This is a genomic window from Streptomyces lusitanus (assembly GCF_042647945.1).
In the GTDB taxonomy this organism is placed as follows: domain Bacteria; phylum Actinomycetota; class Actinomycetes; order Streptomycetales; family Streptomycetaceae; genus Streptomyces; species Streptomyces pseudogriseolus.
Map to the genome: position 1 here is coordinate 1 of NZ_JBHRWL010000002.1, position 21,748 is coordinate 21,748.

General features: G+C 66.7%; 32 protein-coding genes. All 32 read left to right on the forward strand.

The annotated features are described in order from the left end of the window. Positions 1-51 precede the first annotated feature (51 nt). The 32 genes from ACFOSY_RS01410 (at position 52) to rplQ (ending at position 21,633) form a co-directional block, all read left to right on the forward strand. Positions 52-4,239: an RHS repeat-associated core domain-containing protein gene (locus tag ACFOSY_RS01410; RefSeq protein WP_394304895.1), complete on the forward strand. Its 4,188-nt coding sequence runs from the start codon at positions 52-54 to the stop codon at positions 4,237-4,239. Positions 4,240-4,266: 27 nt separating this feature from the next. Then, positions 4,267-4,698 carry an SMI1/KNR4 family protein gene (locus tag ACFOSY_RS01415; protein WP_394304896.1) on the forward strand — a complete coding sequence of 144 codons (432 nt, stop codon included), beginning with the start codon at positions 4,267-4,269 and terminating at the stop codon, positions 4,696-4,698. 472 nt (positions 4,699-5,170) lie between these two features. Continuing rightward, positions 5,171-5,479 carry a 30S ribosomal protein S10 gene (gene rpsJ, locus ACFOSY_RS01420; RefSeq protein WP_003948644.1) on the forward strand — a complete coding sequence of 103 codons (309 nt, stop codon included), beginning with the start codon at positions 5,171-5,173 and terminating at the stop codon, positions 5,477-5,479. An 18-nt stretch (positions 5,480-5,497) separates the two neighbouring features. Next, positions 5,498-6,142, forward strand: a complete 645-nt coding sequence (rplC, locus tag ACFOSY_RS01425) for a 50S ribosomal protein L3 (protein ID WP_006130781.1) — start codon at positions 5,498-5,500, stop codon at positions 6,140-6,142. Between the two features lie 8 nt (positions 6,143-6,150). Then, positions 6,151-6,810: a 50S ribosomal protein L4 gene (rplD, locus tag ACFOSY_RS01430; RefSeq protein WP_006130780.1), complete on the forward strand. Its 660-nt coding sequence runs from the start codon at positions 6,151-6,153 to the stop codon at positions 6,808-6,810. Next, entirely contained in the window at positions 6,810-7,229 is a 420-nt protein-coding gene (gene rplW, locus ACFOSY_RS01435; protein WP_006130779.1) for a 50S ribosomal protein L23, read from the forward strand. Before rplD ends, rplW begins: the two co-directional genes overlap by 1 nt. Positions 7,230-7,279: 50 nt before the next feature. Continuing rightward, complete coding sequence (rplB, locus tag ACFOSY_RS01440; protein WP_006130778.1) at positions 7,280-8,116, forward strand: 50S ribosomal protein L2; 837 nt, start codon at positions 7,280-7,282, stop codon at positions 8,114-8,116. 12 nt (positions 8,117-8,128) lie between these two features. Further along, positions 8,129-8,410: a 30S ribosomal protein S19 gene (gene rpsS, locus ACFOSY_RS01445; RefSeq protein WP_006130777.1), complete on the forward strand. Its 282-nt coding sequence runs from the start codon at positions 8,129-8,131 to the stop codon at positions 8,408-8,410. Positions 8,411-8,453: 43 nt separating this feature from the next. Beyond that, positions 8,454-8,801, forward strand: a complete 348-nt coding sequence (rplV, locus tag ACFOSY_RS01450) for a 50S ribosomal protein L22 (protein ID WP_006130776.1) — start codon at positions 8,454-8,456, stop codon at positions 8,799-8,801. Continuing rightward, positions 8,801-9,628 carry a 30S ribosomal protein S3 gene (rpsC, locus tag ACFOSY_RS01455; protein WP_004927271.1) on the forward strand — a complete coding sequence of 276 codons (828 nt, stop codon included), beginning with the start codon at positions 8,801-8,803 and terminating at the stop codon, positions 9,626-9,628. Before rplV ends, rpsC begins: the two co-directional genes overlap by 1 nt. Positions 9,629-9,633: 5 nt before the next feature. Then, positions 9,634-10,053 carry a 50S ribosomal protein L16 gene (rplP, locus tag ACFOSY_RS01460; protein WP_004984526.1) on the forward strand — a complete coding sequence of 140 codons (420 nt, stop codon included), beginning with the start codon at positions 9,634-9,636 and terminating at the stop codon, positions 10,051-10,053. Next, positions 10,053-10,277: a 50S ribosomal protein L29 gene (gene rpmC / locus ACFOSY_RS01465; protein WP_003974259.1), complete on the forward strand. Its 225-nt coding sequence runs from the start codon at positions 10,053-10,055 to the stop codon at positions 10,275-10,277. The genes rplP and rpmC overlap by 1 nt, the downstream gene beginning before the upstream one ends. Then, the gene (gene rpsQ / locus ACFOSY_RS01470) at positions 10,277-10,564 is read left to right on the forward strand and encodes a 30S ribosomal protein S17 (RefSeq protein WP_006130775.1); all 288 of its coding nucleotides are present in this window, start codon (positions 10,277-10,279) and stop codon (positions 10,562-10,564) included. Before rpmC ends, rpsQ begins: the two co-directional genes overlap by 1 nt. A gap of 99 nt (positions 10,565-10,663) precedes the next feature. Continuing rightward, entirely contained in the window at positions 10,664-11,032 is a 369-nt protein-coding gene (rplN, locus tag ACFOSY_RS01475) for a 50S ribosomal protein L14 (RefSeq protein WP_003998823.1), read from the forward strand. 2 nt (positions 11,033-11,034) lie between these two features. Further along, positions 11,035-11,358, forward strand: coding sequence for a 50S ribosomal protein L24 (gene rplX, locus ACFOSY_RS01480; protein WP_086699955.1), 324 nt, complete (start codon positions 11,035-11,037; stop codon positions 11,356-11,358). Then, positions 11,358-11,915, forward strand: a complete 558-nt coding sequence (rplE, locus tag ACFOSY_RS01485) for a 50S ribosomal protein L5 (protein WP_006130773.1) — start codon at positions 11,358-11,360, stop codon at positions 11,913-11,915. Before rplX ends, rplE begins: the two co-directional genes overlap by 1 nt. Positions 11,916-11,920: 5 nt before the next feature. After that, the gene (locus tag ACFOSY_RS01490) at positions 11,921-12,106 is read left to right on the forward strand and encodes a type Z 30S ribosomal protein S14 (protein ID WP_003948630.1); all 186 of its coding nucleotides are present in this window, start codon (positions 11,921-11,923) and stop codon (positions 12,104-12,106) included. Between the two features lie 240 nt (positions 12,107-12,346). After that, entirely contained in the window at positions 12,347-12,745 is a 399-nt protein-coding gene (gene rpsH, locus ACFOSY_RS01495; RefSeq protein ID WP_006130772.1) for a 30S ribosomal protein S8, read from the forward strand. 24 nt (positions 12,746-12,769) lie between these two features. Further along, positions 12,770-13,309, forward strand: a complete 540-nt coding sequence (gene rplF / locus ACFOSY_RS01500; protein WP_004984519.1) for a 50S ribosomal protein L6 — start codon at positions 12,770-12,772, stop codon at positions 13,307-13,309. A 3-nt stretch (positions 13,310-13,312) separates the two neighbouring features. Next, a complete protein-coding gene (rplR, locus tag ACFOSY_RS01505) occupies positions 13,313-13,696 on the forward strand; it encodes a 50S ribosomal protein L18 (protein ID WP_004984518.1) in 384 nt (127 codons plus the stop codon). A 35-nt stretch (positions 13,697-13,731) separates the two neighbouring features. Continuing rightward, complete coding sequence (gene rpsE / locus ACFOSY_RS01510; RefSeq protein WP_004984517.1) at positions 13,732-14,337, forward strand: 30S ribosomal protein S5; 606 nt, start codon at positions 13,732-13,734, stop codon at positions 14,335-14,337. Between the two features lie 2 nt (positions 14,338-14,339). Next, complete coding sequence (gene rpmD, locus ACFOSY_RS01515; RefSeq protein WP_037929587.1) at positions 14,340-14,522, forward strand: 50S ribosomal protein L30; 183 nt, start codon at positions 14,340-14,342, stop codon at positions 14,520-14,522. Positions 14,523-14,524: 2 nt separating this feature from the next. Beyond that, positions 14,525-14,980 carry a 50S ribosomal protein L15 gene (gene rplO / locus ACFOSY_RS01520; RefSeq protein ID WP_006130771.1) on the forward strand — a complete coding sequence of 152 codons (456 nt, stop codon included), beginning with the start codon at positions 14,525-14,527 and terminating at the stop codon, positions 14,978-14,980. Positions 14,981-15,223: 243 nt separating this feature from the next. Continuing rightward, positions 15,224-16,537, forward strand: coding sequence for a preprotein translocase subunit SecY (secY, locus tag ACFOSY_RS01525; RefSeq protein ID WP_394304897.1), 1,314 nt, complete (start codon positions 15,224-15,226; stop codon positions 16,535-16,537). Beyond that, entirely contained in the window at positions 16,537-17,190 is a 654-nt protein-coding gene (locus ACFOSY_RS01530) for an adenylate kinase (RefSeq protein ID WP_006130769.1), read from the forward strand. Before secY ends, ACFOSY_RS01530 begins: the two co-directional genes overlap by 1 nt. A gap of 157 nt (positions 17,191-17,347) precedes the next feature. Then, entirely contained in the window at positions 17,348-18,184 is an 837-nt protein-coding gene (map, locus tag ACFOSY_RS01535) for a type I methionyl aminopeptidase (protein WP_394304898.1), read from the forward strand. Between the two features lie 193 nt (positions 18,185-18,377). After that, complete coding sequence (infA, locus tag ACFOSY_RS01540) at positions 18,378-18,599, forward strand: translation initiation factor IF-1 (protein ID WP_004927214.1); 222 nt, start codon at positions 18,378-18,380, stop codon at positions 18,597-18,599. Positions 18,600-18,659: 60 nt separating this feature from the next. Next, entirely contained in the window at positions 18,660-18,773 is a 114-nt protein-coding gene (gene rpmJ, locus ACFOSY_RS01545) for a 50S ribosomal protein L36 (RefSeq protein ID WP_003974245.1), read from the forward strand. Between the two features lie 192 nt (positions 18,774-18,965). After that, positions 18,966-19,346, forward strand: coding sequence for a 30S ribosomal protein S13 (gene rpsM / locus ACFOSY_RS01550; protein ID WP_006130767.1), 381 nt, complete (start codon positions 18,966-18,968; stop codon positions 19,344-19,346). Positions 19,347-19,412: 66 nt separating this feature from the next. Further along, positions 19,413-19,817, forward strand: a complete 405-nt coding sequence (gene rpsK, locus ACFOSY_RS01555) for a 30S ribosomal protein S11 (protein WP_003956432.1) — start codon at positions 19,413-19,415, stop codon at positions 19,815-19,817. Positions 19,818-19,972: 155 nt separating this feature from the next. Next, positions 19,973-20,995, forward strand: coding sequence for a DNA-directed RNA polymerase subunit alpha (locus ACFOSY_RS01560; RefSeq protein ID WP_003966937.1), 1,023 nt, complete (start codon positions 19,973-19,975; stop codon positions 20,993-20,995). Positions 20,996-21,162: 167 nt separating this feature from the next. After that, entirely contained in the window at positions 21,163-21,633 is a 471-nt protein-coding gene (gene rplQ, locus ACFOSY_RS01565) for a 50S ribosomal protein L17 (protein WP_394304899.1), read from the forward strand. Positions 21,634-21,748 lie beyond the last annotated feature (115 nt).

The window sequence follows — 21,748 nt, forward strand, 5'->3', positions numbered from 1 at the left end:
CAGGCGGATCTCTCCTCCGCGCAGTCGAAGCTGGCGTCGGCGGAGTCGTGGGTGGGGCGGGCGACGAAGGAGGCCGACAAGTACAAGGACGATCCGACGGGGTCGAAGTCGGACGCGGACAAGCCCGACGAGGCGAAGGTGCGGGCCGCGACGCGGGACGTGCAGAGCGCCAAGAGCGCGCAGGAGAAGGCGCAGTCGGACGTGACGTCCGCGCAGAGCGCGCTGGACGCGGCGAAGAAGATGGCCGCAGACGCGCGGAAGATGCGTGAGGAGGCGGCGCGGGACGCGAAGTCGAAGATTGACGAGGCCTCCGACGCGGGGATCCAGAACCGGTCGTGGTGGGAGGAGATCGGCGACTGGTTCACCGACAACTGGGACAACATCGTCGCGGCCTGCAAGATCGTGGTGGCGGTCGTCGGCATCGTCGCGATGATCATCGGCGGGCCGATCCTCGGCGCGATCGTCCTCATCGCGGCCCTCGTCGTCCTCGCCGACACGCTCTACAAATACAGCAAAGGCCAGGCGTCCCTGTGGGACGTAGGGCTGGCAGCGTTGGACTGCATACCCGGAATGAAGGGGCTCACCACCCTCGGCGGACTCGCCAAGGGGATGAAAAGCCTGGGCTCCATGGGGCTCAAGGGAATGGCGCTCGGAGTCAAGGGGCTGGGTAAAGGGGCCAGGTCTCTCCTGGGGGAAGGCGCCGCGGGTGCTTTCAGCCGCATGAGAACCAAGATCTTCGGCTGCGGGGACCCGGTCGACGTTGCCACCGGAGCGATGTACATGCAGCAAACCGACGTGGAACTCCCCGGTACCTTGCCCCTGACATTCGTGCGTCGCGCCGCGTCGAACTACCGCTGTGGCTGGTGGTTCGGACCCACCTGGTCGTCCACGCTGGATCAGCGACTGGAGGTGTCCGACGAGGGCGTCGTCCTCGTCACCGAGGACGGCATGCTGCTGTCGTACGAGATGCCCTCAGCCGTCGGCGTTCCTGCCTACCCGCGGCAAGGGCCGCGATGGCCGCTCACCGTCGTCGAGGGCGGGGGCATCGAGATACTCGACCCCGAGACCTCGCACACGCGCTGTTTCGCACGCCCTGCCGAGGGACTCGCGCCGCTTCAGAAGATCAGTGACCGCAATGGAAACACCATCACGTTCGACTACAGGGCGGACGGTACTCCCGAGGCCATGCGTCACTCCGGTGGATACCACCTTGCCTTCACCGTGGACGACGGCAGAGTCACCGAACTGATTCTGCGCGGAGCCGGCGCCCAGGGAGCGGATGTCACCGTGAAGCGGTTCCTCTACACGGAGGACTGCCTCACAGGAGTGATCGGATCCTCCCAGGTTCCGCTCACCTTCACCTACGACGAGCGGTTGCGCATCGCGCAATGGACCGACACCAACGGCAGTCGCTACCGGTACAGCTACGACACCCAGGACCGCTGTACCGCCCAGGGCGGGGAGGCGGGGCACGTCTCCCATACCTTCGTCTACGACGGCATCGACGACGACTGGCCCGGGCACAGGGTCACGACCGTGACCAGTGGTGACGGCACGGTGAATCGCTACGTCGTCAACGCCGACTCGCAGGTCGTCGCCGAGGTCAACGCGGTCGGCGCATGCACGACGAGGACGTACGACGTCCACCACCACCTGCTCTCGCACACGGACCCTCTGGGCCGGACGACGCGAGTGACGTACGACGGTCAAGGGCGTCCCACAGAGATCGTCCGTCCTGACGGGGAACGCACCACCTACACCTACAACGATCTCGGACTGCCTGTGCTGGTCACTCTGCCCGACGGCGCCACTGTGCGGAGCGACTACGACGAACGAGGAAACCGCACGGCCGTGACCGATCCCGATGGCGCCACGTCACGGTACTCGTACACGACCGACGGCCACCTGTGCGCGGTGACCGATCCGCTCGGCCGGACCACGGTGATCCGGACCGACCGAGCGGGGCTGCCCCTGGAGATCACGGACCCACTGCGCGGAACGGTCCGGCACGAACGAGATGCCTTCGGCCGCACCGTGAAACTGACCGACCAACTCGGCAGCGTCACAGAACTCGAGTGGACTCCGGAAGGACTGCTCACCCGGCAGACGGACGCGGACGGTACAGAGACATGGGCCTATGACGGCGAGGGCAACTGTGTTCGTCACGAGGACACCGCAGGGCATGTGACGACCTACGAATACACCCACTTCGACCTGCCGGCGGCGATGACCGACCCCGCCGGGGCCCGTACCACGTACACCTATGACGCCGACCTTCGTCTGACCGGGGTCACCGTGGCCGTCGGTCATGAGTGGACCTACGAGTACGACGCCGCGGGGCGCCTGGTGTCTGAAACGGACTTCGACGGCGTCACCACCCGCTACTCCTACGATCTTGCCGGGCAACTCGTCGAGCGTACGAACTCCCTCGACCAGACCGTTCGCACCGAGTACGACGTCCTCGGCCGTGTGGTCCACCGGCACGTCGACGGGAAGGACATCTCCTTCCGTTACGACCTGTGCGGTCGTCTTGTGGAAGCGGCAGGTCCGGACGCCGTCGTCGCCATGGAACGGGACGAGGTGGGGAGGGTGCTCGCGGAAACGACGAACAGCCGGCGCCTCACGCACACCTACGATCCCGTGGGTAACCGCCGTACCCGGACGACACCCAGTGGTGCGGTGAGCAGCTGGAGTTACGACGCCGCCGGCAGCGCGGCGGAACTCGTCAGCTCGGGCCAGGTGGTTCGCTTCGACCGGGACGGGGCAGGGCGGGAGCTGGTGCGCCACATCGGTGACCACATCGCGCTCGCTCACACGTACGACCCGGTCGGGCGCAGGCGTTCCCAGACGCTCACTCACCGCGGCCGCACCATGAGCACGCGCCGCTACCACTTCAGCCCCGAGGGGCACCTCAGCGCCGTGGAGAGCGAAGGCGCCGTCGTCAGCCGATACGAGACCGGCGCGACCGGCCGCGTCACCTCCGTGGATGGGCCCTTGGGCGGCGAGCGGTATGACTACGACCCGCAGGGCAACGTGACGTACGCCTCATGGCCGACCGGGCTTCCGGCTCCGGAGGCCGCGGGTGACCGCCGTTACCGCGGCACGCGCCTCGTGAAGGCGGGCCAGGTGCGGTACGAGTACGACGCCCAAGGACGTGTCACTCTTCGCCAGAAGACACGTCTGTCACGCAAGCGTGAAACCTGGCTGTACGAATGGGACGCCGAAGACCGGCTGACGGCGGTCACGACACCGGACGGCACACGGTGGACATACCTGTACGACCCGCTGGGACGCCGCATGGCCAAGCAGAGGCATGCGGAGGACGGCGTGTCCGTCGTCGAGCGGACGGACTTCGTCTGGGACGGCACCACGCTCTGCGAACAGACGACCTGGTCCGCCGGCCAGCCGCACACCGTGGTGGTGACCTGGGATCACGAGGGGTACCGGCCGATCGCACAGACGGAACGCATCCTCGACGCCGAGACACCGCAGGACGAGATCGATCGCCGTTTCTTCGGCATCGTCACCGACCTCGTCGGCGCCCCCACGGAACTCGTCAGCGGTGAGGGCGAGATCGTGTGGAAGTCACGGGCGACGCTCTGGGGCAACACGATGTGGAACCGCTCCGCGAGCGCGTACACGCCGCTGCGGTTCCCCGGGCAGTACTTCGACCCCGAGACCGGCCTGCACTACAACGTCTTCCGTCACTACGACCCTGAGACAGCGCGTTACCTCAGCGGTGACCCGTTGGGCCTGGCAGCGGGACTCAACCCGGTCGCCTACGTCTCCAACCCGCTGACCTGGTCGGACCCGCTGGGACTGACGCCCTGCGAGGACGCGGCCAAGCTGGCTGCGGCCAGGAACGAGACCGTTCTCGGACCGAACGTGCCCACACGAGCCGAAGCATCTGTGGGAAGCACCACGAGTCACAACTACAAGAAGACGTTCTTCGACGCCCACCCCCACCTCAAGGGCAAGGTCGTCGTGCACCATGCGATCGAGCAGCAGGTACTCAAGAGGTATCCGGGCCTCTTCTCGGCGGACGAGATGCATTCCCTTGAGAATTTGCGCGGGATACCCAAGGGGGACATCAACAGCAAGATTCACCTGAGCCAGATACGGGTCGAATGGAACAGGTTCTACGACGCCAATCCGAATCCGACCAGGCAAGAAGTATTGGATCAGGTGACGAAAGTCGATGATATGCTCGGAAACTGGTTCAGTCCGAGAATCCGGTAGCCGAATTCGACAAGATTGGCTTGGAATATGTGGCGTGACCTTATCGAGTCGTTCCCGTCGGCGGAGTCCGACGGCCCCGCCGACCCGTCCCTTCTGGACCGGATCGAGAGTGAGCTCGGGCAGTCGCTCCCGTCGGATCTGCGGTCGTTCCTCCAAGAGAGCGACGGATTGACGGACGAGTACGGAACCGACGTCGTCTGGTCGGCCGAGCGCATCCTGGACGACAACAGGCATTTTCGTGGAGACGAGCAATTTCGCTCGCTCTACATGGCGTTCGATCCGCTGATGTTCTTCGGCGACAACGGCGGGGGTGACCAGTTCGCTTTCGTTCGGGTTCCGGAGCGCAATGAGGTCTTCGTCTGGGACCACGAGACGGACAGTCGGAACTTCGTCTCACCCAACCTGGAGAGCTATCTGCGCAGTGCGCTGGGAAGTGCCGGCGAGGACTGGTACAGGTAGACCGGGTGTGCTGACGTCCGCGGCGCGTCGTCGGTACCGGCCTGAGGGCAGGAGACGCGCCCCGTAAGCCCACAGGGTTTGCCCGCGACCCCCCTAGGGGTACTCTCTTCCGCTCGATTGGCCAGCCCCCCGCCCTCTATGGCAGACTGTCCGAGTTGCTCGGTCGAGTGTTGATGCTGCGCGCCTCCCGCCGGGAGGACCGGAAGCGAGTCCCACAGTACTCGTCGTCCCTGATCAGGGGCGGACGTACGGGAATCTTCCGGGAAGTGTGGTGCGGCGCCGGCCAGGCGCCCGGTGGGCCTTTCGCCCCCGGTCCGCGGTTCTGGTAGGGCCGTGTCAATCCCGCAGGGATGTTCGAACAAGGGGCATCTGTGTCAGCGGGAGTGCGACACGCCCGACCGCGTGGGTCGGAGGTGGGGGGAAGCCGCTCCGGGTTCCAGAGCGTAAAGAGAGACAGGACTACGAAGTAGCCATGGCGGGACAGAAGATCCGCATCCGGCTCAAGGCCTACGACCACGAGGTCATCGACTCTTCGGCGAAGAAGATCGTCGAGACGGTGACGCGCACTGGTGCGTCGGTCGCGGGCCCGGTGCCGCTGCCCACTGAGAAGAACGTGTACTGCGTCATCAAGTCGCCGCACAAGTACAAGGACTCGCGCGAGCACTTCGAGATGCGCACGCACAAGCGCCTGATCGACATCCTCGACCCGACCCCCAAGACCGTTGACTCTCTGATGCGACTCGACCTCCCGGCCGGTGTCGACATCGAGATCAAGCTCTGAGGCCGGTGATCTGAAGAGATGGCTAAGCAGATCAAGGGCATCCTGGGCGAGAAGCTCGGCATGACGCAGGTGTGGGACGCGAACAACCGCGTCGTCCCGGTCACCGTCGTCAAGGCCGGCCCCAACGTCGTCACCCAGGTCCGCACGAACGACGTCGACGGCTACGAGTCCGTCCAGATCGCCTTCGGCGAGATCGACCCGCGCAAGGTGAACAAGCCCCTCAAGGGTCACTTCGCCAAGGCCGACGTCACCCCCCGTCGTCACCTCGTCGAGATCCGCACGTCGGACGCCTCCGAGTACACGCTGGGCCAGGAGATCACCGCCGAGGTGTTCGAGGCCGGCGTGAAGGTCGACGTGACCGGCAAGAGCAAGGGCAAGGGCTTCGCCGGTGTCATGAAGCGTCACAACTTCAAGGGCCTCGGCGCCGGTCACGGCACCCAGCGCAAGCACCGCTCGCCCGGTTCCATCGGTGGCTGCGCCACCCCGGGCCGTGTGTTCAAGGGCCTCCGCATGGCGGGTCGCATGGGCAACGAGCGGGTCACCACCCAGAACCTGACCGTCCACGCCGTTGACGCGGAGAAGGGTCTGCTGCTCATCAAGGGCGCGGTTCCCGGTCCGAACGGCGGCCTCGTCCTGGTCCGCACCGCGGCCAAGGGGGCCTGAGGTAACCGATGAGCACTGTTGACATCCTTTCGCCGGCGGGCGACAAGGCCGGTTCCGTCGAGCTCCCCGCGGAGATCTTCGACGTCGAGAAGGTCAGCGTTCCGCTGATCCACCAGGTCGTCGTCGCACAGCTGGCCGCTGCCCGCCAGGGCACGCACAAGACGAAGACCCGTGGCGAGGTCCGTGGTGGCGGCAAGAAGCCGTACCGCCAGAAGGGCACCGGCCGCGCCCGTCAGGGCTCGACCCGCGCCCCGCAGTTCGCCGGTGGTGGCGTCGTGCACGGTCCCGTGCCGCGCGACTACTCGCAGCGCACGCCCAAGAAGATGAAGGCTGCCGCCCTGCGTCACGCCCTCACCGACCGGGCGCGCCACAACCGCATCCACGTCGTCACCGGCGTGGTCGAGGGCGAGACCCCGTCCACCAAGGCCGCCAAGACGCTGTTCGGCAAGATCTCGGAGCGCAAGAACCTGCTCCTGGTCGTCGACCGCGCCGACGAGGCCGCGTGGCTGTCCGCCCGCAACCTGCCCCAGGTCCACATCCTGGAGCCGGGCCAGCTGAACACGTACGACGTTCTCGTCTCGGACGACGTGGTCTTCACCAAGGCCGCTTTCGAGTCCTTCGTCGCCGGCCCGAACAAGGCCAACGACAACGAAGGGAGCGAGGTCTGATGGCTGCCCGTCACCCCTCGATCGCCTCGAAGGCCGCCAAGGCGGCCAAGGCTGCGCGCGTCGCCAAGGCGCGTCGCCACGAGGCCGAAGGCAAGAACACCGTCGTCACCCCGGCGAGCAAGGCGTACACGGACCCCCGTGACGTCCTGCTGAAGCCGGTCGTGTCCGAGAAGAGCTACGCGCTCATCGACGAGAACAAGTACACGTTCCTCGTCGACCCGCGTGCCAACAAGACCCAGATCAAGGAGGCCGTCCAGGCGGTCTTCGAGGTCAAGGTCACCGGGGTCAACACGATCAACCGCGTCGGCAAGCGCAAGCGGACCCGCACCGGGTTCGGCCAGCGTGCCGCCACCAAGCGCGCGATCGTGACCCTCGCCGAGGGCGACCGTATCGACATCTTCGGCGGTCCGACCGCGTAAGCGGGCGGGATCGTCCAGATTTCGGAATAGCTTCCGAGGACTGAGAGACAATGGGTATCCGCAAGTACAAGCCGACGACTCCGGGCCGTCGTGGCTCCAGCGTCGCCGACTTCGTCGAGGTCACGCGGTCCACGCCGGAGAAGTCGCTGGTCCGTCCCCTGCACAGCAAGGGCGGCCGTAACAATTCCGGTCGTGTGACCGTCCGCCACCAGGGCGGTGGCCACAAGCGCGCCTACCGAGTGATCGACTTCCGTCGTCACGACAAGGACGGCGTGCCGGCGAAGGTCGCGCACATCGAGTACGACCCCAACCGCACCGCGCGCATCGCGCTCCTGCACTACGCGGACGGCGAGAAGCGCTACATCCTCGCGCCGCGTGGCCTCAGCCAGGGCGACCGCGTGGAGAACGGCCCCGGGGCCGACATCAAGCCGGGCAACAACCTCGCCCTGCGCAACATCCCGGTCGGTACGACGCTGCACGCCATCGAGCTGCGTCCCGGCGGCGGCGCCAAGTTCGCCCGCTCCGCCGGCGCCTCGGTGCAGCTGCTCGCGAAGGAGGGCCAGATGGCCCACCTGCGCATGCCGTCCGGTGAGATCCGCCTGGTCGACGTCCGCTGCCGCGCCACCGTCGGCGAGGTCGGCAACGCCGAGCAGTCGAACATCAACTGGGGCAAGGCCGGCCGTAAGCGGTGGCTGGGCGTCCGCCCGACCGTCCGTGGTGTCGTCATGAACCCGGTCGACCACCCGCACGGTGGTGGTGAGGGCCGCACCTCCGGCGGTCGCCACCCCGTGTCCCCGTGGGGCAAGAAGGAAGGCCGTACTCGTTCGCCCAAGAAGGCGTCGAACAAGTACATCGTCCGCCGCCGCAAGACGAACAAGAAGCGCTAAGGACGGGTTGAGATGCCTCGTAGCTTGAAGAAGGGACCCTTCGTCGACGACCACCTGATGAAGAAGGTGGACGCCCAGAACGAAGCCGGTACCAAGAACGTCATCAAGACCTGGTCCCGCCGCTCCATGATCGTCCCGGCGATGCTCGGCCACACGATCGCGGTGCACAACGGCAAGACCCACATCCCGGTGTTCGTCACCGAGTCGATGGTCGGTCACAAGCTCGGCGAGTTCTCGCCGACGCGGACCTTCCGGGGTCACGTCAAGGAAGACCGGAAGTCGAAGCGCCGCTAGGGCGCGGATCGCAACAGACACGTAAGTAACTGGAAGGACAACCATGGAAGCCAGGGCCCAGGCGCGGTACATCCGCGTCACGCCCATGAAGGCCCGCCGCGTGGTGGACCTCATCCGTGGCATGGACGCCACGGAGGCCCAGGCCGTCCTGCGATTCGCTCCGCAGGCAGCCTCGGTTCCGGTGGGCAAGGTGCTGGACAGCGCCATTGCCAACGCCGCGCACAACTACGACCACACCGACGTCGACAGCCTCTTCATTTCCGAGGCCTACGTCGACGAGGGCCCGACCCTGAAGCGGTTCCGTCCGCGGGCCCAGGGCCGCGCCTACCGGATCCGCAAGCGGACCAGCCACATCACCGTGGTCGTCAGCAGCAAGGAAGGAACCCGGTAATGGGCCAGAAGGTTAACCCGCATGGGTTCCGGCTCGGTGTCACGACCGACTTCAAGTCGCGTTGGTACGCCGACAAGCTGTACAAGGACTACGTCAAGGAAGACGTCGCCATCCGTCGGATGATGACGTCCGGCATGGAGCGCGCCGGCATCTCCAAGGTCGAGATCGAGCGCACCCGTGACCGTGTGCGTGTGGACATCCACACCGCGCGTCCGGGCATCGTGATCGGCCGCCGCGGCGCCGAGGCCGACCGCATCCGCGGCGACCTCGAGAAGCTCACCGGCAAGCAGGTCCAGCTGAACATCCTCGAGGTCAAGAACCCCGAGACCGACGCTCAGCTGGTCGCCCAGGCCGTCGCCGAGCAGCTCTCCTCCCGCGTCTCCTTCCGCCGCGCCATGCGCAAGAGCATGCAGTCGGCCATGAAGGCGGGCGCCAAGGGCATCAAGATCCAGTGCGGTGGCCGCCTCGGCGGCGCCGAGATGTCCCGCTCGGAGTTCTACCGCGAGGGCCGCGTGCCCCTGCACACGCTCCGCGCGAACGTGGACTACGGCTTCTTCGAGGCCAAGACGACCTTCGGCCGCATCGGCGTGAAGGTCTGGATCTACAAGGGCGACGTCAAGAACATCGCCGAGGTCCGCGCCGAGAACGCCGCTGCCCGCGCCGGCAACCGCCCGGCCCGTGGCGGTGCCGACCGCCCGGCCCGTGGTGGCCGCGGTGGCGAGCGTGGCGGTCGCGGTCGCAAGCCGCAGCAGGCTCCCGCTGCCGAGGCCCCCAAGGCCGAGGCTCCGGCGGCCGCTCCGGCTGAGAGCACCGGAACGGAGGCCTGACCACCATGCTGATCCCCCGTAGGGTCAAGCACCGCAAGCAGCACCACCCGAAGCGCAACGGCATGTCGAAGGGTGGCACGCAGGTTGCGTTCGGCGAGTACGGCATCCAGGCGCTCACCCCGGCGTACGTGACGAACCGCCAGATCGAAGCGGCTCGTATCGCCATGACCCGCCACATCAAGCGTGGTGGCAAGGTCTGGATCAACATTTACCCGGACCGCCCCCTCACCAAGAAGCCGGCCGAGACCCGCATGGGTTCCGGTAAGGGCTCCCCGGAGTGGTGGGTGGCCAACGTCAAGCCCGGACGCGTCATGTTCGAGCTGTCGTACCCCAACGAGAAGATCGCGCGCGAGGCCCTGACCCGTGCGGCTCACAAGCTGCCGATGAAGTGCAAGATCGTCAAGCGCGAGGCAGGTGAAGCGTGATGTCGGCCGGTACCAAGGCGTCAGAGCTGCGCGAGCTGGGCAACGAGGAGCTTCTGGCGAAGCTCCGCGAGGCCAAGGAAGAGCTGTTCAACCTCCGCTTCCAGGCGGCCACGGGTCAGCTCGAGAACCACGGTCGGCTCAAGGCCGTCCGCAAGGACATCGCGCGGATCTACACCCTGATGCGTGAGCGCGAGCTGGGCATCGAGACGGTGGAGAGCGCCTGATGAGCGAGAACAACGTGACTGAGACGAACACTGAGGCTCGGGGCTTCCGCAAGACCCGTGAGGGCATCGTCGTCAGCGACAAGATGGACAAGACCGTCGTCGTCGCCGTCGAGGACCGCAAGAAGCACGCGCTGTACGGCAAGGTCATCCGCAGCACGAGCAAGCTCAAGGCCCACGACGAGCAGAACGCCGCCGGCGTCGGCGACCGCGTCCTCCTGATGGAGACCCGGCCGCTGTCCGCCACGAAGCACTGGCGCGTCGTCGAGATCCTCGAGAAGGCCAAGTAAATCTCCTGCGGGGCATTCCTCGCAGGACAGTTCCGCCAGGCTCCGGGAGCCGCTCGCCGAGCGGCTCCCGGGGAACCGGCAGACATTCAGGAGATAGACGTGATCCAGCAGGAGTCGCGACTGCGTGTCGCCGACAACACGGGTGCGAAGGAGATCCTCTGCATCCGTGTGCTCGGTGGCTCCGGTCGCCGCTACGCGGGTATCGGTGACGTCATCGTCGCCACCGTCAAGGACGCGATCCCCGGTGGCAACGTGAAGAAGGGTGACGTCGTCAAGGCGGTCATCGTTCGCACCGTCAAGGAGCGCCGCCGTCCGGACGGCTCGTACATCCGCTTCGACGAGAACGCCGCCGTCATTCTCAAGAACGACGGCGACCCTCGTGGCACCCGTATCTTCGGCCCGGTGGGCCGTGAGCTGCGCGAGAAGAAGTTCATGAAGATCATCTCCCTCGCGCCGGAGGTGCTGTGAGCATGAAGATCAAGAAGGGCGACCTGGTCCAGGTCATCACCGGCAAGGACAAGGGCAAGCAGGGCAAGGTCATTGCCGCTTTCCCGCGCGAGCAGCGCGTCCTGGTCGAGGGTGTCAACCGGGTCAAGAAGCACACCAAGGCCGGTCCGACGGCTCGCGGTTCCCAGGCCGGCGGCATCGTCACCACCGAGGCCCCGATCCACGTCTCCAACGTCCAGCTGGTCGTGGAGAAGGACGGCAAGAAGGTCGTCACGCGCGTCGGTTACCGCTTCGACGACGAAGGCAACAAGATCCGCGTTGCCAAGCGGACGGGTGAGGACATCTGATGACGACCACCACCACTCCGCGTCTGAAGACGAAGTACCGCGAGGAGATCGCGGGCAAGCTGCGCGAGCAGTTCTCCTACGAGAACGTCATGCAGGTTCCCGGCCTCGTCAAGATCGTGGTCAACATGGGTGTGGGCGACGCCGCCCGCGACTCCAAGCTGATCGAGGGCGCCATCCGCGACCTCACCACGATCACCGGTCAGAAGCCGGCCGTCACCAAGGCCCGCAAGTCCATCGCGCAGTTCAAGCTGCGTGAGGGCCAGCCGATCGGTGCCCACGTCACGCTCCGTGGCGACCGCATGTGGGAGTTCCTGGACCGCACCCTGTCGCTCGCGCTGCCGCGCATCCGCGACTTCCGCGGCCTGTCCCCCAAGCAGTTCGACGGCCGTGGCAACTACACCTTCGGTCTCACGGAGCAGGTCATGTTCCACGAGATCGACCAGGACAAGATCGACCGCGTCCGGGGTATGGACATCACCGTGGTCACCACGGCGACCAACGACGAAGAGGGCCGTGCCCTTCTCCGTCACCTCGGCTTCCCGTTCAAGGAGGCGTGAGCGAGATGGCGAAGAAGGCTCTCATCGCGAAGGCTGCTCGCAAGCCCAAGTTCGGTGTGCGTGGCTACACCCGCTGCCAGCGCTGCGGCCGTCCGCACTCCGTGTACCGCAAGTTCGGCCTGTGCCGCGTGTGCCTTCGTGAGATGGCTCACCGCGGCGAGCTGCCGGGCGTGACCAAGAGCTCCTGGTAATCCGGGTCATCCCGGACTCCCAGGGCTCTCGGTAAGCAAGGGAAACGGCAGGGGGCCCGCTCCACATGGCTTAGGCTTGTGGGGTTGGGCGCCTGCCGTGCCCGTACGCCACGCGGGCAGCCGCCCGCCAATGTTTGCTTACTACGCCGTAGGTCCACCGCGCCGCACCCGTCCCGTCTCGGATCGGGGAGAGGGATGGCGCACCAGGAAACCCCGGCGAGAGAGGCCGAAGGCCAATTCATGACCATGACTGATCCGATCGCAGACATGCTTACGCGTCTGCGGAACGCGAACTCGGCATACCACGACACCGTGTCGATGCCGCACTCGAAGATCAAGTCGCACATCGCGGAGATCCTCCAGCAGGAGGGCTTCATCACGGGCTGGAAGGTCGAGGACGCCGAGGTCGGCAAGAACCTCGTCCTGGAGCTGAAGTTCGGCCCCAACCGTGAGCGCTCCATCGCGGGCATCAAGCGGATCTCCAAGCCCGGTCTCCGGGTGTACGCGAAGTCCACCAACCTGCCGAAGGTGCTCGGCGGCCTGGGCGTGGCCATCATCTCCACGTCGCACGGGCTCCTCACCGACAAGCAGGCCGGCAAGAAGGGCGTGGGTGGGGAAGTCCTCGCCTACGTCTGGTAGCAGAAGGGAACGGAGGAAACAGCTATGTCGCGCATCGGCAAGCTCCCCATCGCGGTTCCCGCCGGCGTGGACGTCACCATCGACGGCCGTACGGTCTCGGTCAAGGGCCCCAAGGGCAGCCTGACCCACACCGTCGTGGCGCCGATCGAGATCGCCAAGGGTGAGGACGGCGTTCTGAACGTCACCCGCCCCAACGACGAGCGTCAGAACAAGGCCCTGCACGGCCTGTCCCGCACGCTGGTGGCGAACATGATCACCGGCGTGACCCAGGGTTACGTGAAGAAGCTCGAGATCAGCGGTGTCGGTTACCGCGTTGTCGCCAAGGGTTCGAACCTGGAGTTCTCCCTCGGCTACAGCCACCCGATCACGGTCGAGGCCCCCGAGGGCATCACCTTCAAGGTGGAGACCCCGACCCGGTTCTCGGTCGAGGGCATCGACAAGCAGAAGGTCGGCGAGGTTGCGGCCAACATCCGCAAGCTGCGCAAGCCCGACCCGTACAAGGCCAAGGGCGTCAAGTACGAGGGCGAAGTCATCCGCCGCAAGGTCGGAAAGGCGGGTAAGTAAGCCATGGCATACGGGCAGAAGATCCTCAAGGGCGACGCGTACAAGCGTGCTGCTATCAAGCGCCGTCACATCCGGATCCGCAAGAAGGTCGCCGGCACCGCCGAGCGTCCTCGCCTGGTCGTGACCCGTTCCAACCGCCACATCGTGGCGCAGGTGATCGACGACCTGAAGGGTCACACCCTGGCGTCGGCGTCCACCCTGGACGCGTCGATCCGCGGCGGCGAGGGCGACAAGTCCGCGCAGGCCAAGCAGGTCGGCGCCCTGGTCGCCGAGCGTGCCAAGGCCGCCGGTGTCGAGGCCGTCGTGTTCGACCGTGGTGGCAACCAGTACGCCGGGCGCATCGCCGCCCTGGCGGACGCCGCCCGCGAAGCCGGGCTCAAGTTCTGAGCCGCTGAAGCTAGCGGAAAGAGAGAGGTAATCCAATGGCTGGACCCCAGCGCCGCGGTGGCGGCGCCGGTGGCGGCGAGCGGCGGGACCGGAAGGGCCGTGACGGCGGCGCTGCTGCCGCCGAGAAGACCGCGTACGTCGAGCGCGTCGTCGCGATCAATCGTGTCGCCAAGGTTGTGAAGGGTGGTCGTCGCTTCAGCTTCACCGCGCTGGTCGTGGTGGGCGACGGTGACGGCACCGTGGGTGTCGGATACGGCAAGGCCAAGGAGGTGCCGGCCGCCATCGCCAAGGGCGTTGAGGAGGCCAAGAAGCACTTCTTCAAGGTCCCCCGCATCCAGGGCACCATCCCGCACCCCATCCAGGGTGAGAAGGCTGCCGGCGTCGTGCTGCTCAAGCCCGCGTCGCCCGGTACCGGTGTGATCGCCGGTGGTCCGGTGCGCGCCGTGCTCGAGTGCGCCGGTATCCACGACGTGCTGTCGAAGTCGCTCGGCTCCGACAACGCGATCAACATCGTGCACGCGACCGTGGAGGCCCTGAAGGGCCTGCAGCGTCCCGAGGAGATCGCGGCCCGCCGCGGTCTGCCGCTCGAGGACGTCGCCCCCGCGGCCCTGCTGCGTGCGCGTGCCGGGGCGGGTGTGTGATCATGGCGCAGCTCAAGATCACGCAGGTCAAGTCCTACATCGGCAGCAAGCAGAACCACCGTGACACCCTGCGTTCGCTCGGCCTGAAGAGGGTCAACGACGTGGTCGTCAAGGAGGACCGCCCCGAGTTCCGCGGCATGGTGCACACCGTCCGCCACCTCGTGACGGTCGAGGAGGTCGACTGATCATGGCGGAGAACAACCCGCTCAAGATCCACAACCTCCGTCCCGCCCCGGGCGCCAAGACCGCCAAGACCCGTGTGGGTCGTGGTGAGGCGTCGAAGGGTAAGACGGCCGGTCGTGGTACGAAGGGCACCAAGGCCCGTTACCAGGTTCCGGAGCGCTTCGAGGGTGGCCAGATGCCCCTCCACATGCGTCTCCCGAAGCTGAAGGGCTTCAAGAACCCGTTCAAGACCGAGTACCAGGTCGTGAACCTGGACAAGCTCGCCTCCCTCTACCCCGAGGGCGGAGAGGTCACGGTCGAGGACCTGGTCGCCAAGGGTGCCGTGCGCAAGAACAGCCTCGTCAAGGTCCTGGGCCAGGGCGAGATCTCCGTGGCGCTGCAGGTGACGGTCGACGCCGTCTCCGGCTCCGCCAAGGAGAAGATCACCGCCGCCGGCGGTACCGTCACCGAGCTCGTCTGACCCCGTCAGGTGTCTCGATGACATAGAGCGATCCCGACCGGGGATACCCCACAAATGGGGTATCCCCGGTTGGTCGTTCCTAGGGCGGTGGTGTCGCCGGTAAGGTGGCCTGCGCTGCCCATTCACCTCGGGAGCCCCACGCGGGGCACTCAGGGCGGCAGTTGACCGTTAAGAATTCGTCCTCAGTCGGAATCTCAGACCATCACCCTTGACGCAGTTGCGCGGGGGGTCGCAGGAGGCACCGTGCTCACCGCGTTCGCCCGGGCGTTCAAGACGCCCGACCTGCGCAAGAAGCTGCTCTTCACGCTCGGCATCATCGTGGTGTACCGCGTCGGTACGCACATCCCCATCCCGGGTGTCGACTACCGGAACGTCCAGACCTGTATCGACGCCGCCCAGGCGAACCAGGGCCTGTTCGGTCTGGTGAACATGTTCAGCGGCGGCGCGCTGCTCCAGATCACGGTCTTCGCGCTCGGCATCATGCCGTACATCACCGCGAGCATCATTCTGCAGCTGCTGACCGTGGTGATCCCGCGCCTGGAAGCCCTGAAGAAGGAGGGGCAGGCCGGCACGGCGAAGATCACGCAGTACACGCGTTACCTGACGGTCGCGCTCGCCATCCTCCAGGGCACCGGCCTGGTGGCCACCGCCCGCAGCGGCGCCCTCTTCCAGGGCTGCCCGGTCGCGAGCCAGATCGTCCCGGACCAGTCGATCTTCGTGACCATCACCATGGTCATCACCATGACCGCCGGCACGGCCGTGGTCATGTGGCTCGGTGAGCTGATCACCGACCGCGGCATCGGCAACGGCATGTCGATCCTGATGTTCATCTCGATCGCCGCCACCTTCCCCTCCGCCCTGTGGGCCATCAAGGAGCAGGGCAGCCTGGCGGGCGGCTGGATCGAGTTCGGCACCGTCATCGCCGTCGGCCTGGTCATGGTCGGCCTGGTCGTCTTCGTCGAGCAGGCCCAGCGCCGGATCCCCGTCCAGTACGCGAAGCGCATGATCGGCCGCCGCAGCTACGGCGGCACGTCGACCTACATCCCGCTGAAGGTCAACCAGGCCGGTGTGATCCCGGTCATCTTCGCCTCGTCGCTGCTGTACATCCCGGCGCTGATCGCGCAGTTCTCCAGCGGCACCTCGGGCTGGAAGACCTGGATCGAGTCGCACCTCGTCCGCGGTGACCACCCGATCTACGTGACGCTGTACTTCTTGCTCATCGTCTTCTTCGCGTTCTTCTACGTGGCCATCTCGTTCAACCCCGAGGAAGTCGCGGACAACATGAAGAAGTATGGTGGCTTCATCCCGGGCATCCGGGCTGGCCGACCGACCGCTGAGTACCTGAGCTACGTACTCAACCGGATCACCTGGCCGGGTTCGCTGTACTTGGGTCTGATCGCTCTCGTACCGACGATGGCGTTGGTTGGTTTCGGGGCAAACCAGAACTTCCCGTTCGGCGGGACGAGCATCCTGATCATCGTGGGTGTCGGTCTCGAGACGGTGAAGCAGATCGAGAGCCAGCTCCAGCAGCGCAATTACGAAGGGTTCCTCCGCTGATGCGAATCGTCCTCGTCGGGCCGCCGGGTGCTGGGAAGGGCACACAGGCAACCCGCCTTGCCGAGAAACTGCGCATCCCGCACATCTCCACGGGCGACCTGTTCCGCGCCAACATCAGCCGGCAGACCGAGCTCGGCAAGCTCGCCAAGTCCTACATGGACGCCGGGAACCTCGTCCCCGACGAGGTCACCATCGCCATGGCCAAGGACCGCATGGCGCAGCCCGACGCCGAGGGCGGCTTCCTGCTGGACGGCTTCCCGCGCAACGTGTCGCAGGCCGAGGCGCTGGACGAGCTGCTGAAGACCGAGGGCATCAAGCTGGACGCGGTGCTCGACCTCGAGGCCCCCGAGGACGAGGTCGTGAAGCGGATCGCCGGGCGGCGTGTCTGCCGCAAGGACTCCGCGCACGTCTTCCACGTCACCTACAGCCCGCCGAAGCAGGACGGCGTCTGCGACCACTGCGGCGGCGAGCTGTACCAGCGCGACGACGACTCCGAGGAGACCGTCCGCACGCGCCTGGAGGTCTACCACACGCAGACCGAACCGATCATCGACTACTACCGGGCCCAGGGCCTGGTGGTGACCATCTCCGCGATGGGTCCCGTCGACGAGGTCACCGGCCGGGCGCTGGAGGCGCTGAAGAGCGGCCAGTAGTCCGTTCCGCCGCCCTGCACAGCCGCGGTTCCTCCCGAGGAGCCGCGGCTGTGGCGTGGGCGGGGTCGGTGCCGCCGTCCGCGCGGCAGCCGGGCGGCGCCCGCCCGTATCGTTGGAAGCGTCCGTACCCCACTGGTCCAGAAAGGCCGTCGTCCCCATGGTGCAGATCAAGAGCCCTGAGCAGATCGCCAAGATGCGCGAGGCGGGGCTGGTCGTCGCCGCCATCCACGCGGCCACCCGCGAGGCGGCCGTGCCCGGGGCGTCCACCAAGGATCTGGACCAGGTCGCCCGCAAGGTGCTCGCCGAGCACAACGCCAAGCCGAACTTCCTCGGCTACGGCGGCTTCCCCGCCACCATCTGCACCTCGGTGAACGAGGTCGTGGTGCACGGCATCCCGTCCGACGACGTGGTGCTCAAGGACGGGGACATCATCTCCATCGACTGCGGCGCCATCGTCGACGGCTGGCACGGCGACGCCGCCTACACCGCCTTCGTCGGCTCCGGTCACTCCCCGGAGCTGATCGAGCTCTCCCGGGTCACCGAGGAGTCGATGTGGGCCGGCATCGCGGCGATGAAGCAGGGCAACCGGCTGGTCGACGTCTCCCGCGCGATCGAGACGTACATCCGCCGCCAGCCGAAGCCCGGCGGCGGCAAGTACGGGATCATCGAGGACTACGGCGGCCACGGCATCGGCACCGAGATGCACATGGACCCGCACCTGCTGAACTACGTCGACCGCAAGCGCGGCAAGGGGCCGAAGCTGGTCCCCGGCTTCTGCCTGGCGATCGAGCCGATGGTCTCCCTCGGCACCCCGCGCACCGAGGTCCTCTCCGACGACTGGACGGTCATCACCACCGACGGCACCTGGTCCTCCCACTGGGAGCACTCGGTGGCCCTGACCGAGCAGGGCCCCCTGGTCCTGACGGCCCCCGACGGGGGCAAGGCGAAGCTGGCGGAGCTGGGCGTCACGGCGGCGCCGGACCCGCTGGCCTGAGACCGGTCCTCGCCGCGTCCGCCGCCACCGACCCGCTCGGTTAAGGATCTCCCGGGTGGGGCAGGATTCTTCGATTCGTGTTTCCGGGTGCGCTGACGTAGACTGACTCGTCGGCTCTGGTGCACCCGCATGTCCGCATGTGGTCACGGTGTACTGAAGAGTCGATCAAGGTAGTCGATTCGAAGGGCGAAGCGTGGCCAAGAAGCAAGGTGCCATCGAGATCGAGGGCACTGTCGTCGAGTCTCTGCCGAACGCCATGTTCAGGGTCGAGCTCCAGAACGGCCACCAGGTCCTGGCACACATCAGCGGCAAGATGCGCATGCACTACATCCGCATCCTCCCTGACGACCGGGTCGTGGTGGAGCTGTCTCCGTACGACCTCACGCGTGGCCGGATCGTCTACCGGTACAAGTAGATCTTGCCCGCGCCCCGGCCCGCCGGGGTGATGGCACTGACCCGGAGAACCTCACATCCCATGAAGGTCAAGCCGAGCGTCAAGAAGATCTGCGACAAGTGCAGGGTGATCCGCCGTCACGGTCGGGTCATGGTCATCTGCGACAACCCGCGCCACAAGCAGCGCCAGGGCTGACCGCAGCACTGATCCACCCTCTGCGCCTCCCGCAGACTTCGCGCGACGCGAGCAACACACGTTCATACGCAGGACCCGAGCCGCACGGCTCGACACCCCCGGCTCGGAGGCCGGGGACCCGGCCCGTACCTGGTACGGCGGGCGGGGAGCCGGTTCTGTGGAAGACCTCCGACAACCAACTGGAGCCATTGAATGGCACGCGTTTCCGGTGTTGACATCCCGCGCGAAAAGCGCGTGGAGATCGCCCTCACCTACGTGTTCGGCATCGGCCGGACCCTTTCGCAGCAGACGCTGGCCGCCACCGGCGTCGACCCGAACACCCGCGTCCGCGACCTGACCGAAGAGCAGCTGGTCGCGATCCGCGAGTACGTCGACAACAACATCAAGACCGAGGGTGACCTCCGTCGCGAGATCCAGGCCGACATCCGCCGCAAGGTCGAGATCGGCACCTACCAGGGTCTGCGTCACCGTCGCGGTCTCCCCGTCCGCGGTCAGCGCACCAGCACCAACGCGCGTACCCGCAAGGGCCCGCGTCGCGCCATCGCCGGCAAGAAGAAGCCGGGCAAGAAGTAGTCCTCAGCGGACTTCGCCGTCCAGCGGTCTTCGCTGTAGGACCGACCACCTCCCGTAGGAGTACAGATGCCCCCCAAGGGTCGTCAGGGCGCTGCCAAGAAGGTGCGCCGCAAGGAAAAGAAGAACGTCGCTCACGGCCACGCGCACATCAAGAGCACGTTCAACAACACGATCGTCTCGATCACGGACCCGTCGGGCAACGTGATCTCCTGGGCCTCCGCCGGCCACGTCGGCTTCAAGGGCTCCCGGAAGTCCACGCCGTTCGCCGCGCAGATGGCCGCCGAGTCGGCCGCCCGCCGCGCCCAGGAGCACGGCATGCGCAAGGTCGACGTGTTCGTCAAGGGTCCGGGTTCCGGTCGTGAGACCGCCATCCGCTCCCTGCAGGCCACGGGCCTCGAGGTCGGCTCCATCCAGGACGTCACCCCGACCCCGCACAACGGCTGCCGTCCGCCGAAGCGTCGTCGCGTCTGACGCACGGCTGCTTCGCGCAGGCTTCGGGTTCCGGGCGGTACGGCTCGTAAGGGCCGTATCGCCCGTACCCTTGCAGTACCCGCACTTGTCACCGGGTGCGGTTCCCGTCGGACGTCAAATAGCGGGCGTCCACGAAAGAAGGATCTGATCCACTCATGCTGATCGCTCAGCGTCCCTCGTTGACCGAAGAGGTCGTCGACGAATTCCGCTCCCGGTTCGTGATCGAGCCGCTGGAGCCGGGCTTCGGCTACACCCTCGGCAACTCCCTCCGCCGCACCCTCCTGTCGTCGATCCCCGGTGCCGCTGTCACCAGCATCCGCATCGACGGCGTCCTGCACGAGTTCACCACCGTGCCGGGCGTCAAGGAGGACGTCACCGACCTGATCCTCAACATCAAGCAGCTGGTCGTGTCGTCCGAGCACGACGAGCCGGTCGTGATGTACCTGCGCAAGCAGGGCCCGGGTCTGGTCACCGCCGCCGACATCGCGCCCCCGGCCGGTGTCGAGGTGCACAACCCCGACCTCGTCCTCGCCACGCTCAACGGCAAGGGCAAGCTGGAGATGGAGCTGACCGTCGAGCGCGGTCGCGGCTACGTCTCCGCCGTGCAGAACAAGCAGGTCGGTCAGGAGATCGGGCGCATCCCGGTCGACTCGATCTACTCGCCGGTTCTCAAGGTCACGTACAAGGTCGAGGCCACCCGTGTCGAGCAGCGGACCGACTTCGACAAGCTGATCGTCGACGTCGAGACCAAGCAGGCCATGCGGCCGCGTGACGCCATGGCGTCGGCCGGCAAGACCCTGGTCGAGCTGTTCGGTCTCGCCCGCGAGCTGAACATCGACGCCGAGGGCATCGACATGGGTCCGTCCCCGACGGACGCGGCGCTGGCGGCCGACCTCGCGCTTCCGATCGAGGAGCTCGAGCTCACCGTCCGGTCGTACAACTGCCTCAAGCGTGAGGGCATCCACTCCGTGGGTGAGCTCGTCGCGCGGTCCGAGGCGGACCTGCTGGACATCCGGAACTTCGGTGCGAAGTCCATCGACGAGGTCAAGGCCAAGCTCGCCGGTATGGGGCTCGCGCTGAAGGACTCGCCTCCCGGGTTCGACCCGACCGCTGCGGCTGACGCCTTCGGCGCCGATGACGACGCGGACGCGGGCTTCGTGGAGACCGAGCAGTACTGATTCGGCTGCCGGCCGGCTGTGGCTGGTCGCGCAGTTCCCCGCGCCCCTTCGGGGCGCGGACCCTCCGGGGCGTCGCAAGGCGCCCCGGATCTCCGACAGGCGACCGCCTGCTCGGATACTGACTCCGGTACCTGATACGGCCGGGGCAGACACCTAGGAGATACACCATGCCGAGGCCCACCAAGGGTGCCCGTCTGGGCGGCAGCGCCGCGCACGAGAAGCTCATGCTCGCGAACCTCGCGAAGGCGCTTTTCGAGCACGGCCGCATCACCACCACCGAGGCGAAGGCGCGCAAGCTGCGTCCGTACGCCGAGCGTCTGGTCACCAAGGCGAAGAAGGGCGACCTTCACAACCGCCGTCAGGTGCTCCAGGTGATCACGGACAAGAGCATCGTGCACACGCTCTTCACCGAGATCGGCCCGCGGTACGAGAACCGTCCCGGTGGCTACACCCGCATCACCAAGATCGGTAACCGCCGTGGCGACAACGCGCCCATGGCCGTCATCGAGCTGGTCGAGGCGCTGACGGTGCAGCAGGCCGCGGTCGGCGAGGCCGAGGCCGCGACCAAGCGGTCCGCCAAGGACGCGGAGGCCGTTGAGGCTGCTGAGGCTCCTGCCGAGGAGTCGAAGGACGCGTAAGCGTCTGCCGGGGGCTGTGCGAGTGCGGCTGCGGCGTTCGTCGTGGCTTGGCGCGCAGTTCCCCGCGCCCCTTGAGGGGTGTTGTCGGGCCCGCTTCTTTTACAGGAGCGGGCCC

What these genes read in the sequence shown, in the direction of transcription:
- ACFOSY_RS01415 (WP_394304896.1), top strand. Translation starts at nt 4,267, where the DNA reads ATGTGGCGTGACCTTATCGAGTCGTTCCCGTCGGCGGAGTCCGACGGC.
- rpsJ (WP_003948644.1), top strand. Translation starts at nt 5,171, where the DNA reads ATGGCGGGACAGAAGATCCGCATCCGGCTCAAGGCCTACGACCACGAG.
- rplC (WP_006130781.1), top strand. Translation starts at nt 5,498, where the DNA reads ATGGCTAAGCAGATCAAGGGCATCCTGGGCGAGAAGCTCGGCATGACG.
- rplD (WP_006130780.1), top strand. Translation starts at nt 6,151, where the DNA reads ATGAGCACTGTTGACATCCTTTCGCCGGCGGGCGACAAGGCCGGTTCC.
- rplW (WP_006130779.1), top strand. Translation starts at nt 6,810, where the DNA reads ATGGCTGCCCGTCACCCCTCGATCGCCTCGAAGGCCGCCAAGGCGGCC.
- rplB (WP_006130778.1), top strand. Translation starts at nt 7,280, where the DNA reads ATGGGTATCCGCAAGTACAAGCCGACGACTCCGGGCCGTCGTGGCTCC.
- rpsS (WP_006130777.1), top strand. Translation starts at nt 8,129, where the DNA reads ATGCCTCGTAGCTTGAAGAAGGGACCCTTCGTCGACGACCACCTGATG.
- rplV (WP_006130776.1), top strand. Translation starts at nt 8,454, where the DNA reads ATGGAAGCCAGGGCCCAGGCGCGGTACATCCGCGTCACGCCCATGAAG.
- rpsC (WP_004927271.1), top strand. Translation starts at nt 8,801, where the DNA reads ATGGGCCAGAAGGTTAACCCGCATGGGTTCCGGCTCGGTGTCACGACC.
- rplP (WP_004984526.1), top strand. Translation starts at nt 9,634, where the DNA reads ATGCTGATCCCCCGTAGGGTCAAGCACCGCAAGCAGCACCACCCGAAG.
- rpmC (WP_003974259.1), top strand. Translation starts at nt 10,053, where the DNA reads ATGTCGGCCGGTACCAAGGCGTCAGAGCTGCGCGAGCTGGGCAACGAG.
- rpsQ (WP_006130775.1), top strand. Translation starts at nt 10,277, where the DNA reads ATGAGCGAGAACAACGTGACTGAGACGAACACTGAGGCTCGGGGCTTC.
- rplX (WP_086699955.1), top strand. Translation starts at nt 11,035, where the DNA reads ATGAAGATCAAGAAGGGCGACCTGGTCCAGGTCATCACCGGCAAGGAC.
- rplE (WP_006130773.1), top strand. Translation starts at nt 11,358, where the DNA reads ATGACGACCACCACCACTCCGCGTCTGAAGACGAAGTACCGCGAGGAG.
- ACFOSY_RS01490 (WP_003948630.1), top strand. Translation starts at nt 11,921, where the DNA reads ATGGCGAAGAAGGCTCTCATCGCGAAGGCTGCTCGCAAGCCCAAGTTC.
- rpsH (WP_006130772.1), top strand. Translation starts at nt 12,347, where the DNA reads ATGACCATGACTGATCCGATCGCAGACATGCTTACGCGTCTGCGGAAC.
- rplF (WP_004984519.1), top strand. Translation starts at nt 12,770, where the DNA reads ATGTCGCGCATCGGCAAGCTCCCCATCGCGGTTCCCGCCGGCGTGGAC.
- rplR (WP_004984518.1), top strand. Translation starts at nt 13,313, where the DNA reads ATGGCATACGGGCAGAAGATCCTCAAGGGCGACGCGTACAAGCGTGCT.
- rpsE (WP_004984517.1), top strand. Translation starts at nt 13,732, where the DNA reads ATGGCTGGACCCCAGCGCCGCGGTGGCGGCGCCGGTGGCGGCGAGCGG.
- rpmD (WP_037929587.1), top strand. Translation starts at nt 14,340, where the DNA reads ATGGCGCAGCTCAAGATCACGCAGGTCAAGTCCTACATCGGCAGCAAG.
- rplO (WP_006130771.1), top strand. Translation starts at nt 14,525, where the DNA reads ATGGCGGAGAACAACCCGCTCAAGATCCACAACCTCCGTCCCGCCCCG.
- ACFOSY_RS01530 (WP_006130769.1), top strand. Translation starts at nt 16,537, where the DNA reads ATGCGAATCGTCCTCGTCGGGCCGCCGGGTGCTGGGAAGGGCACACAG.
- map (WP_394304898.1), top strand. Translation starts at nt 17,348, where the DNA reads ATGGTGCAGATCAAGAGCCCTGAGCAGATCGCCAAGATGCGCGAGGCG.
- rpmJ (WP_003974245.1), top strand. Translation starts at nt 18,660, where the DNA reads ATGAAGGTCAAGCCGAGCGTCAAGAAGATCTGCGACAAGTGCAGGGTG.
- rpsM (WP_006130767.1), top strand. Translation starts at nt 18,966, where the DNA reads ATGGCACGCGTTTCCGGTGTTGACATCCCGCGCGAAAAGCGCGTGGAG.
- rpsK (WP_003956432.1), top strand. Translation starts at nt 19,413, where the DNA reads ATGCCCCCCAAGGGTCGTCAGGGCGCTGCCAAGAAGGTGCGCCGCAAG.
- ACFOSY_RS01560 (WP_003966937.1), top strand. Translation starts at nt 19,973, where the DNA reads ATGCTGATCGCTCAGCGTCCCTCGTTGACCGAAGAGGTCGTCGACGAA.
- rplQ (WP_394304899.1), top strand. Translation starts at nt 21,163, where the DNA reads ATGCCGAGGCCCACCAAGGGTGCCCGTCTGGGCGGCAGCGCCGCGCAC.